The organism is Pseudoalteromonas sp. CuT4-3, from assembly GCF_035666335.1.
Lineage (GTDB): Bacteria > Pseudomonadota > Gammaproteobacteria > Enterobacterales > Alteromonadaceae > Pseudoalteromonas > Pseudoalteromonas atlantica.
In genome coordinates, this window is sequence record NZ_CP142030.1 from 3,596,649 (window position 1) to 3,608,456 (window position 11,808).

The window sequence follows — 11,808 nt, forward strand, 5'->3', positions numbered from 1 at the left end:
AAAAAGTGCTATTTATTTAAGGCCAAAAAGAGGTAAAGCCACGCACAAGTTGCTCATTCATCCAACTTAGTTTTTTCTTAGAACGGCAATCCACAGTAATTGTTTCACCTTCTGGATCTAGCTTTTCGCGGTACAAATCTGGTCGTCCGTTTTCCCAAGTCCCAGCCAACTGCTCTTCTAAAACTTTTAATAGTGCTTCTAAAATATTATGCTGGTTCTGCCCTACTAATTTATCTTCATCACCTTCAATACGCGGTAGCACTTTACACATCATAAAGTCATCCCACACAGCTTTTAGGGTAAGGTCATCTTGTGGCTGGCTACTCGCAACAGCAAGTAGTAATTCATTAAGAGCGCGGAAGGCCAGTTCAAACGGCGTGTTTTTTAGCACCGCATTCACCGCCGATAAAAACGCTACAGTTTTAGTGCCATCAACATCAAAGGTATTGGCTAAATCCGCTTTGCTGGCGTTTGACCAAATAGGGTAACTAAGACGCTTATTATAATTAGTTGGGATGAAAAAGTCTGCATAGTCGTTAGGGAAAAACTCACCAAAATCAAAGCTAAGCGCACGGTCAATCACCTTGCGTGAAAAGCCATGAGTAGTTTCATCCATATTCACCGTACCAGCCACCAGCAAATTAAACGGAATACCTAAACCATATTGGCAAATAAGCGCCCAAAGCTCGTTGTACTTACCATCCTCAGCGCTACCAAAGCCTAGCTCCTTGCGTAGCTTTTCTTTATTAGCCACTGCTTTAATGGTAGCGGGTTTTAATAGTGCATCACTACTGTACGAAAAGCTGTCACCCGTCCAAGTCCATTCACGAGTTTCAAGTACCGACAAATAATCGGCAAAATACTGCTCAACGGGCGCAAGGTTCATTTCATCTAGGCACAGCCAGTAAGGTAATACCTGTTCAAGCGCATCACGCTCGCCCGCTACTACTAAGCGCTCGCCTAGCTCGTCACTATCTTGCACTTCCACGCTTAATCCGCTATCAGCAATTGCACGCCATGCTTTAGCTATAAAATCTAATACATCGGTAGTGATATATTCAGCGTTGCCATCTTGAGTAAGCCGCGAAATATACCCCAATAAGTCACTTGGTTCATGCCAATCTGGACGCACTGAGGTTAAACAATAAGTTTCTGAAAACTGCTTAGAGGTTTTTGCTTGCTCACGCACAAAACGGGTTTTACCTGTGCCTGAAATACCAGCGAGCAGGAGGAAGGGTTTGGATAAAACTTGTGCATTGCTAACAACCTGTTTTGAATGCTGATTAGTCTCTAAATATACATCTGCATAAATATCTAATAGCTCTTTTAGGTCAGAAGTAAGAGTAACTTCATCCGGCATATTGTCTAAAGGATAAAATTTTGCACCAGCTGAAGCCCACTCATAAGACTTACCTAGTGTCGTACTAGAGCGTAAATCAACTTTCTGATCCCAATCATTGAGTCGATTATCTAAGCCCCTTATGCTATTGCGCAGCTCCTCTGCCTTCTGTTTTGCCTGAGCTGTACCATATTGCTTTTTAAGCTCTGTAGTTCCAAAGCCCAACGAGAGATAAATACCACTACCGTCTGAACGAAACAAATAAACAGGATAAATACCGGACTGTGTTGACTCTGTTACTGCTGGGTTGAGGATCGATAGCCAAGGTACGTCGGCCCAATTTCCAGCACCAGCACTTGCTTTTATCAGAAACTTAGTTGGGGATTGCAGTTTTTTTTCTATTGCTTTTATTAAATCTTGCCTTAGTAAAGTTGCTATTGGATGACCAGTAAACTGCTCATTTTTAGCTTGTTCCCAGCCACTTGCAATTTCTGTTAAAAGTTGTCTTAAATTCATATTTATCCTTTATACTAAGATCAAGAGTTTTTTGGCATTTTAATTCTGATATCTTTGCTTATGATAACTCTCAACTACCAATCTTATAATTCATAAATTATCCATTATCGAGTATTCTCTACACCTATACCTTTTTAAGGTAAAGGAGTTTCGGCACCAGAAATTAATCAAGGACCTTAAATCAATAGAGCCATCCGAGAGCTATTTTTATAAGACCCTTTAGTTTCGAAGAAGATACCTGACGTACCAAACCCGACGCCTCTTTTCTCAGGTAATAAAATTCCATTTTCGATATCTGTCTTTATTCGGGCAATAAATTCAGGTAATTTTTGAACTTCTACCATAATATTATATTTCCAACATGGAAGACCAAAGTCAGACGCATAATTTTTAGTTTGTTTAATTTGATTAGCTGAGTAGAAACTGACAACAACTGAAAAAGCTGTTGCTGTCATTTTTTCTCCCTTAGAGTTGTTACTGCCAGGAATCCAAGGTTCTCCGGCGTTATAGGTACATAAACCTAGGCTCTTTGCTTTACTAATGGGTTTTTCAATGTTTTCACAGGTAATACTGCAAAGTACTCTTGAGATTTGGAAAACTTCTTTTGCTGTACAACCAACAACAACCTGCCCCCCCAACTGCTAGGTTATAGCCAATTAATGGGTTTCTTGATTGGTATTTTTCTATCCAAAAAATTTCACGTTCATTTAATTCTTTTAATGTGTCGCATCGCTCAATAACTTTGCACTTAAAACAGTCTCTACCATATGCTTTAATGGCGGCTTTCAAGGCTGTTCCTGAACCAAAGTAGTTAGGAGCAAACCCACGTCGCCTATGCTGCCCAATATAGATCTTTCTAGTCTCTAAGTTTAATGTTTTGTATATATAGCCGAACATTTTAACCTTGTGTAAAGTTTTATATCATAATTACAGCATGTGGATCTTTATGTGCTAAGAAATTTTACCAGCACTTCTGCTTGTAAAAGGACATTGCTTTTATTGTTCATTATTGACTACTACTATAAATTCTTGATGGATAACTATAGGGCGAAGCATGGTTTTTACACTTTGCATTTCAACTAAATTGTATTTGCCCAAGGTTTTTAGTGTTCTTGAGACATTACTGACTGCTCGCCCAGTAAGCGATGCCAGCTCAGTCACCGATTGTGGCTGTTGCTCAACAATCACCTTTAACAATTGCTTGTTCTCTTTCGACAGCACACTAGCTACCGATTTAAGTGAGTCGAACCAAATATCAACAGGGTAATCGGGATCGGGCGCTTGACCTTTAATGCCAATCACGCAACGAGACTGTTTAACGTTTTTCATTTATTTACTCGCACAGCTTACTCAAGTAGTTTACTCATTAGGCTTAAGCCGGTGCATAAAGCTGCGTTTAACTAATCAAAAACTGTATGCTTATACATATGTTACACATATTATCAACTACTGATAATAGCGCAAGGACACTTTCTTTTTATAAACCTAAGGTATTGATATGTATGGTTTACTTTTTTATTCTTTCAGCTATGGCACTATGTCTTTTTATGTGCATAACCTGAGTGATAAATATGCTTTTATATTTGCATTAAAAGCGTTGAGCTTTTTTCATGTTAAAGGTGACGAAGTTTCATTATGAATCTAAAAAAATTATGGTTGAATAGCGCCATATTGTTTAGTTGTATAGAAATCCTTTATGAATAAAGTAACTATTTTAGATGGCGGCATGGGGCGCGAGCTTAAACGCATTGGCGCGCCATTTACACAGCCACTGTGGAGTGCACAAGCACTAATAGAAGCCCCACATTTTGTAACGCAGGCTCACCAAGGTTTTATAGATGCAGGTGCTGAAATAATTACCGTTAATAGTTATGCCTGTGTGCCCTTTCATTTAGGTGAAGCGCTATACCAAGCTCAAGGCGCAGCCCTTGCGCAGCAAGCGGCCGTTATTGCAAAAGACGTAGCTAAAAAGGCTACACAAAATGTATTAGTAGCAGGCTCATTACCACCCGCATTTGGCTCTTACCGCCCAGAGCTATTTGAGAGCGAACGCGCTTTTACTATTTTAGATACGCTATACAAGGCGCAAGACGAGCACGTAGATGTATGGATTGGCGAAACCATATCGAGCATTGAAGAAGCGCACGTTATGGCAAATGTACTTAAAGGCTCAAACAAGCCATGTTATTACGCATTTACCTTAAATGATGTGGTAAGCGAGCAAGCGACACTTCGCTCTGGTGAGCTGGTAAGTGACGCCGTAGCGGCTTTGCTTGAACAAAATGTTACTGGTATTTTCTTTAACTGCTCAATACCTGAGGTTATAGAGCAAGCCTTTAGCGATACCAACGCAGTATTAGCTAAACAAAATAAAAGCGTTGTTTTAGGCGCGTTTGCTAATGGCTTTACACCTATCGCAAGCGATTACAAAGCCAACGAAGGCTCACAAGCGTATCGTGATATTTCACCTGCAGAATACCTAGGTTTTGCAAAAACGTGGTACAGCCAAGGCGCAAGTGTTATTGGCGGCTGCTGTGGCATAGGTCCAGAATTTATTGAAGTATTAGTAAACTGGAAACAAGAACTTGAAAGCGCTTAAGCTTTTAGTGCTTTTATAAGTATTAGGGCTTATTTGCTGTTACCCAATCAAGCCCTTGTATAGCTGTAGTAGGAAATGCGGTTGCATGGCTCGCCCCTTCAATAACAACGCTTTTTAATTCAATATTGTCACCGCTAACTGAATTAATTTTTTGCGCTAGCAGCTTTGCCCCTTCCACCATATTTTGTCCTTCACCAAAGCGTGGCGTTTCCTTTGCTCCCACCGATATATAAACCTTTGTAGGCACTTTAGGCTTATATGCTTGTAGCGCTAAAATCGCATTGTTATTAAACCAAACCGATGGACTGCCAATTATATAATTGTTAAATAAATCGGGCATCGTAAATAAAATAGTCACGCCAAATAACCCGCCTAAAGAGTTACCTATATAGGTTTTTTGTGTGCTACTTGCTCGGTAGTTACTTTGTATAAACGGCAGTACAGTCTTTTTTAAAAACAGCGCGTGGTTTTGCGCGTTACCGGTTTGTTTTTTCCAGCTTTGCGCCTTATTTGGTGTGTAGTCTCTAATTCGACTATTAGACCCTTTAGAGCCTTTTCGTAGCTAATGGCCACTATAATAGCCTGTTGCATTTTACCGCTATTCATAGGAAACCGTGTAGCACCTGCCACAATAGGGAACGTATACGGTGCATCGGTTAAATAAATAACTGGATATATTTTTTCAGGGTGCTTTTTATATGACTTAGGGAGCTGAATAAAAACAGGATATACCCGATTGGTCATGGGCTCAGTGAGTTCAATAACACTACTTCTAGGGATTTGGTACGGAGTATTTGCGCTTAATTTAAAGCATATCAAAGTAGTAGAAAGTAATAATAGTTTTGATATCAAGTCCACACTTCACCCTTTATTAAATATAAGTAGTTTCATGTAGCTAGTTATTAAATAGCTGAGTATATTTTTGCGCGTAACTTAGCACTATTTTTGCCGTTTCTTCATTATCAAGTAATAGAATTGGAGGATCCGTTAATGGCGGTAAATCATCAAAGCTAGGTAATGGTTTTTCCAACCAGCGCCAGCATTTAGTTCGTTTAGCTTCAACTTGTAATAAAGTTAATATTATTTCTTCAAGTATTTCTGGCTGACCAAACCAACCTATAGGTTTAGAAACTGGTTTTCTTCCTCCCTGGATAACACGTGGCAACTGCGACTGTTTTAGTTCTTCAATTAAAATATTCTTGCGTGTCCAGTCAGCATGTATATCTAGTTTTTCATTGGGGTTACGAACACTATCTGTAGTAGGAATCACTAAGCCTATCTTAACTTTGTTTAGAGATTTTATTTTTTCTAAAGCCCTCTCCAAGTCTGTATCATTAGTAACAAACACAACTTGCTCAATTGAGTCATCCGTAAATACATCAAATAAAGCCTCAACCGCAATATTTACATCCGTTTGCTTTTCTTCAAGTTTCCAAATATCCACATACTCACATTCATTTGGGTGTTTTTTAGGTTCTTTTTCATCAATTTTAAATGCACGTGTTGGGTTTACAGAGTAGTAACCTTTGATTATTTCTATCTGACCATTTGAACTATTAAAAGTTAAAGCCCTGTGATAAGCCTGCTGATCAGCTAAAGAATCTTTTGACGTAGCTGCCTTTTCTACAATATTCGCAGTAAAAAACTTAACGCTTAAATTATTGCTAGTGTGGGCTTCACTTGTAGAACTGGGAAGGATATAGTTATCAAATAATTTAAATATATCTAACCATTTATAAGGCGTTCGCTTAAGACATCCATAATATAAATTATATCCATCAATATATATTCGAGTCTTCAAAGTCGATCCTTAAATTTTAGCTACAAAAAAACCGACACTAAGGTCGGCTTTTTCTCCCTATATCCAGGAGACTCAATGCTGCGCGTGGAAGTAGGGTTAGTTGTTAATGATGATCATAGTCAAAATTGACCAATACGTCAACAACTGATTTTATCGCCAATTGTAAGTTTAGACAAAATAATAAATTATATTTCCTATTTAGAACGCCCCCTCCAACCACTCCATACATCATCTATATCGTCGGCTTTATTTTTTTTCTTGCCTGTGCCGGCGGGCTTTGCCATTGGCTTATCGTTTTTAAGTGCTTGTGCTGCATCAAGATTTTCTTGGTTTACCGCAAAACCGGTTACTTCTTCACGCTCTAAACGCAGTTTGTTTTTCTTTTCGATTATTTTAAAGTGATGAAAGTCTTCGTAATCAATTAACGATAACGCTAGGCCAACTTCACCGGCACGGCCGCTTCGGCCAATACGGTGCATATAATCAGCGGGGCTGCGCGGTAAGTTAAAGTTAATAACAACAGGCAGTTTGGCAATATCTAAACCACGGGCTGCTATATCGGTGGCAATAAGTACTTCTATTTCACCGGCTTTAAACTTTTCAATTACCCGAGTACGCTCACTTTGGCCTTTATCACCATGAAATACCTGTGCGTTAATACCACGCTTTTCAAGCTTACCTGCTAAGTGCTCACAGTCTTTTTTAGCGTTTACAAAAATAAGCGCTTGGCGCCATTTATGCGCTTTAATTAAATGCGCTAAAACCGTAGTTTTTTCGCCTTTATTAACTGTAAATACGCGCTGTACAAGCGTGCTTTCGTCTTTACTTTGAACTTGTATTTCAACTGGGTTGGTTAACAGCTCTTGCGTTAATTGTGTGACTTGCTCTGGGAAGGTTGCTGAAAATAACATAGTTTGTTTTTTAGCAGGCATAAGCGCTAATAACTCAGCAAGCTCTTCGGTAAAGCCAAGGCTTAACATGCGGTCGGCTTCATCAAGCACTAAGGTCGTTACTTTATCGAGCTTAATAGCATTGCTTGAGATTAAATCGAGCAAGCGCCCTGGTGTTGCCACGATAATATCGGCGCCGCCGCGTAGAGCCTGCATTTGTGTATTAACCGACACACCACCAAATACCGCCACCGTTTTAATGGCGCCATTAAAGTTAGCAGAATACGATTTAACGCTATCGGCCACCTGCGTAGCAAGCTCGCGCGTAGGTACCAAAATAAGCCCAGTGACAAAATTACCTTTGCTCGCTGCTTTTTTAGCGCCTTGCTCTAAAAATAGGGTTTGCAGCATAGGCAAAGCAAATGTTGCTGTTTTACCTGAGCCAGTATTTGCCCCCGCAATTAAATCGCTACCAGCCAGTACACTTGGAATCGCCTTAGCTTGAATTGGCGTAGGTTCGCTATATTCCAAATCGGTTAAACGAGCTTGTAGCTCTGGAATAAGGCCAAGATCGTTAAAGGTACTAGGGCTTGTTGCTGAGGTCATGAATATTACGGGCTCATTGCTAAAAAAGTAGCCTGTAATTTTAGCGTATTTAGCGCTTATTAAGTAGGGATTAGTGGTTTTAATGTGGTTTAAGTAATGGCTGCGAGCGTCGAGCTACAATCTTCGAGGAAATTTGACTGTCACCGTGAGCACTCCAAACTTAAAGAGGCTTTCATAAAAAGCCAACAACTAAGTTAGCAATATTATTAGTTCTTGCTAAGTTCTGCTTGTAACCTAGCTTTTGTTTCTCTTAAATAATTTATATAAGGATATGAGTCATTTGTAATGGCTAAAGCAGATTCCATCTGTTTAAGCGCTTGGCGAGTATCGCCTTGCATTTCATAGCCATAAGATAAGGCTGAAAACGCATCGACTGATTTTGGGTGGTTTTTTATATTGTACTTAAACACTTTAATAGCACGGGTAAATTGCTTGCTGCCCGTTAAATTATAACCGAGTGATCTAACAGCGCGATCCGGTGGCGCAATCTGCTCCCCCCATTGCTGAGATAACTTTTGATAATAAGCATCAATAGAGGTTACATCGTCAGTTAAATCACTTATGGGCATTTGTTTAGGCAAAAATAAGTTGTGATAGGCATTAAATGAACCAGCAACCGAAGTCAGGTTATGCGAGACACTATCAAACGTATCACTAAAGAAGCGTAAATTTGGCAAGCTATTAGATTGCAAAGCTTGCTGAAGTTCATTGTATCGCTCACGCATTATGCCTGCTTCTTCGCCTATATTAATGTAAACATAGTTATTTAGGTCTTTTGATTTATTGATAAACGCCTTAGTTGCTTTTACCGACGCACCATAGTTCCACCAAACGGCTGGGCTATACGCAATATGCGCTTGGAAAAGATCTTGGTTAGCTTGCATTGTATAAAGTGCAAACACGCCTGACGCAGAGGCCCCAGCAATTACATTAAAGTTGTGCGCACGATAACTTTTATTAATTAAGGGCATAAGTTCTTGCTCAATAAATACTAAAAACTTTGCTGCACCACCGCCTTCACCTACTGGGCCTTGTGGCTCTTTATTAACTGTGGGGTATAAATCTCTTAAGCGATTGGTGTTTTCAATAGCGACAATAATAACTTCAGGCGCACGATTATCATTTTGTAATCGCTCCATCACTGCACTTATAAGCGGTATGTTACCCGCGCCATCAAGGCGATAAATGACCGGATAAACTTTGTTTGGATTAGCTTGATAACTCTTTGGAAGCTGGACTACAACGGTACGTTGCTCATTTAAAACTGCTGAATTAATAGTATGTGTTTGTTGCGTATAGCTAATGGTTTGCTGTTTTAAATCAGGCTCTGCAAGTGTGCTACTAGAATAAAATATAAATAAACTACATATAAAAACAGCGGTTAATAAACGCATTACTAATCCTTTAGAAAATAGTGTGTTATTTAATCTAACAGGCTTTGAGGTACAAAAAAAGGCGCATTAAGCGCCTTTTTATCTTTAACAGGTGTCGCAAGACAATAAAGTTTAAAATTTTCCTCATTCCAAACTCTTATTAAGCAGTTTGGATAAACGTAAATTATGACATTAAAGATTGAAACTTATTGAACTATTTAAACTGAAATCTATAAATTGAAGACAATAAAGATTGAAACTTACTGACTAATTAACTCAAAGTAAAGTAATCACTGAACTCAATTTCATAACCCACTTCGTTGATCATAATCATGCGATGTATCAAATAAATCACTAATAGGAACATTAAGTGCTATCGACAATTTAAGCACTTCAATATCAGTCACCCTTCTAACATTAGCCTCAACTTTAGCTAAAGTGCTTCGGCTAATTTGCCAATCATTAAGATTACACTTAGCCACTAGTTGTTCTTGGGTCCAGCCAAGCTTCTCCCGTATTACTCTAACGTTCTTACCAATAATATTCATGAACTAGCCTGCTCCGATAGCGGAGCTTGATTGTCACAAATAAAAGGCCTAGAATTGCTCCGCTTTCGGAGCAATTGATTTTTTTGATTAACGTAGCTTGGAATTTCTTTTGAAAATAGACAATTTAGTAGTCCAAATAATTAAAGCTCCCAACTTTAATAAATTTACAACAAGTGATGTAAGATCTGCTTATATCGCTATCAGTAAAGATCCTTTTTTAGACCCTGTAATAATTCGACGGAAGTTGTACGCTGAGCTTCTAAAGCTTGTTAATAAAGGGTGGTTAAGGAAGAGATCATCTAGTAATAAAAAAGGCACCCGCTTTGTTAAAACTGAGCTATTTGATGTTCAAAAACTAATAGAGTACATCGCTGATAGCTCTCAGCAAGTAACTCTTTGTAATGACATTAAACAATCTTTAACGACTAAATTAAATCATTATAAAGCCGAGTTATTGTTAAACCTCGGAGAAACGGAAGCTTATAAGGAACTCTATGATGAATTCCCAGAATTAGTCACTGAAATTCAATATAAGTACAACGAAGCTAGAGATAATAACACTAAAACTTTAGGAAAAATTAAAGCCATAGAAAGCTTAATTAACCAAGAGAAACAGCAAAGCACATGAAGTTAAGAGTTTGGCAATCTGAATGTATAAACCTGGCACTCAATAAGTACCTAGATGGGCAAAAACATTTTTTAGCTTTGGCTACCCCAGGAGCGGGGAAAACCATTATGGCCTCTGAGTTAGCAAACCAGATGTTAGTGAGCAAACATATTGATTTAGTAATATGTTTTTCTCCAGCATCTATCGTCGCAAATGATTTTTGTGACAGCCTACAATTAATAACCAAAGAGCGTTTTGACGGGCTTTTGGGCGCTAAAGGGCGCTCACTTACTTATCAAAGCTTGCAACACTTAGATAAAACCTTTTGGCAATTATTTACTCGCTTTCGTATGTTTGTTATTTTTGATGAAATTCATCATTGTGCAGGCTCAAACATCGAAAATGCTAACGCTTGGGGTGAAAAAATAATACGAAACATTAAAGACAAAGCTACTTATACATTGGCGCTAACAGGAACGCCTTGGCGGTCTGACACTGCGCCAATTGTTCTTTCAAACTACTTATATCCTAGCAATAAAATTTCTTGTGATTATATCTACGGCCTTACTGAGGCGATTAAAGACGGTGTTTGCAGAGTACCTCAAATTATCGCCGTTGATAATAACAACATTTCTATTGTTGAAGGTGAGGAAACTAAAACATTTAATAGCTTCAAAAGCTTATTATCTGAATCTGCAGTGCCCTACCAAAGCGTCATAGAAAATGAAGCGGTTATTAAATACATACTTTCATCGGCACAAAAAAAATTAAACAATATTCGTTTATCCTCTCCTAGCGCTGCCGGTTTAATTGTTGCCAGCTCAGTTGAACATGCAAAAAACATCGCAAACATACTCAAAACACACCTTAACGATGAATTTGCTGTTGTTACTTATCGGGAAAGTGAACCCACTGAAATTATTCAACGATTCAGACACAGCTCCTGCAAATGGATTGTTTCGGTAGGTATGATCAGCGAAGGTACAAACATTCCAAGACTTCAAGTATGCTGCCATTTAACAAATATAAAAACAGAAATGCACTTTAGACAAATTTTAGGTCGAATTCTTAGAATTACTCCCTCTAAAAGTCAAAATGCTATTATGTATATGCCTGCACAGCCGAAGCTCTTAGAATACGCTTATCGCGTTAAGCAAGACGTTCCTTTTGAGGCGGATGTTGTTAAGTTTGATAAGATGAAACCACCTGTTGAAAATGATGCAACAGCAATTACTTCAGATACAGTTACTTTCGGTGACAAAAAGGCTAAACATCTAAAACCTGAAATTCACATAACCGACCCAAAAGCTCATGATAGAGTACTTATCAGTCCATACCTTACAGAGCAAAATGAACCACACTTTTTAGCTCGCTCTTACGAACAAGTTGTTAATATTTTTGGACGCTTTAAAGAAGAAGCCATATCAACAAGCTTAAATGAATAAGATATGCGGCTTCATGTAGTAGGCTTCATGTAGTAGAATATCAGCTCTTACAGTTCCGATGAATAAGTGTGATTACCAAGGGAT

At 38.6% G+C, this 11,808-nt stretch carries 10 protein-coding genes and 1 pseudogene; 3 read left to right on the forward strand and 8 right to left on the reverse strand.

Annotation, left to right across the window (positions count from 1 at the left end):
• Window positions 1–16 precede the first annotated feature (16 nt).
• From VOI46_RS16655 to VOI46_RS16665, 3 genes are all read right to left on the reverse strand, one after another.
• A complete protein-coding gene (locus VOI46_RS16655) occupies window positions 17–1,855 on the reverse strand; it encodes a DUF3578 domain-containing protein (RefSeq protein WP_004586036.1) in 1,839 nt (612 codons plus the stop codon).
• Window positions 1,856–2,031: 176 nt separating this feature from the next.
• The gene (locus tag VOI46_RS16660) at window positions 2,032–2,310 is read right to left on the reverse strand and encodes a hypothetical protein (protein WP_004586037.1); all 279 of its coding nucleotides are present in this window, start codon (window positions 2,308–2,310) and stop codon (window positions 2,032–2,034) included.
• A 541-nt stretch (window positions 2,311–2,851) separates the two neighbouring features.
• Window positions 2,852–3,184: an ArsR family transcriptional regulator gene (locus VOI46_RS16665; RefSeq protein ID WP_004586039.1), complete on the reverse strand. Its 333-nt coding sequence runs from the start codon at window positions 3,182–3,184 to the stop codon at window positions 2,852–2,854.
• 367 nt (window positions 3,185–3,551) lie between these two features.
• Here VOI46_RS16665 and VOI46_RS16670 point away from each other — a divergent pair, with 367 nt between their 5' ends.
• Window positions 3,552–4,454: a homocysteine S-methyltransferase family protein gene (locus VOI46_RS16670; protein ID WP_004586040.1), complete on the forward strand. Its 903-nt coding sequence runs from the start codon at window positions 3,552–3,554 to the stop codon at window positions 4,452–4,454.
• A 22-nt stretch (window positions 4,455–4,476) separates the two neighbouring features.
• Here VOI46_RS16670 and VOI46_RS16675 read toward each other — a convergent pair.
• The 5 genes and pseudogenes from VOI46_RS16675 to VOI46_RS16695 all read right to left on the reverse strand — a co-directional run bounded on the left by VOI46_RS16675 (window position 4,477) and on the right by VOI46_RS16695 (window position 9,672).
• Window positions 4,477–5,312, reverse strand: a pseudogene (locus VOI46_RS16675) (alpha/beta hydrolase-fold protein).
• Window positions 5,313–5,349: 37 nt separating this feature from the next.
• Window positions 5,350–6,255, reverse strand: coding sequence for an NYN domain-containing protein (locus tag VOI46_RS16680; RefSeq protein ID WP_004586041.1), 906 nt, complete (start codon window positions 6,253–6,255; stop codon window positions 5,350–5,352).
• A gap of 194 nt (window positions 6,256–6,449) precedes the next feature.
• Window positions 6,450–7,751, reverse strand: coding sequence for a DEAD/DEAH box helicase (locus VOI46_RS16685; protein ID WP_004586042.1), 1,302 nt, complete (start codon window positions 7,749–7,751; stop codon window positions 6,450–6,452).
• 206 nt (window positions 7,752–7,957) lie between these two features.
• Window positions 7,958–9,145, reverse strand: coding sequence for an alpha/beta hydrolase-fold protein (locus tag VOI46_RS16690; protein WP_004586043.1), 1,188 nt, complete (start codon window positions 9,143–9,145; stop codon window positions 7,958–7,960).
• A gap of 284 nt (window positions 9,146–9,429) precedes the next feature.
• Complete coding sequence (locus VOI46_RS16695) at window positions 9,430–9,672, reverse strand: helix-turn-helix transcriptional regulator (protein ID WP_004586044.1); 243 nt, start codon at window positions 9,670–9,672, stop codon at window positions 9,430–9,432.
• A 109-nt stretch (window positions 9,673–9,781) separates the two neighbouring features.
• Between VOI46_RS16695 and VOI46_RS16700 the strand changes: the two genes are divergently transcribed.
• Both VOI46_RS16700 and VOI46_RS16705 read left to right on the forward strand, forming a co-directional pair.
• Complete coding sequence (locus VOI46_RS16700) at window positions 9,782–10,300, forward strand: hypothetical protein (RefSeq protein ID WP_004586045.1); 519 nt, start codon at window positions 9,782–9,784, stop codon at window positions 10,298–10,300.
• Window positions 10,297–11,724, forward strand: coding sequence for a DEAD/DEAH box helicase family protein (locus VOI46_RS16705; RefSeq protein ID WP_004586046.1), 1,428 nt, complete (start codon window positions 10,297–10,299; stop codon window positions 11,722–11,724). Before VOI46_RS16700 ends, VOI46_RS16705 begins: the two co-directional genes overlap by 4 nt.
• Window positions 11,725–11,808: the final 84 nt, after the last annotated feature.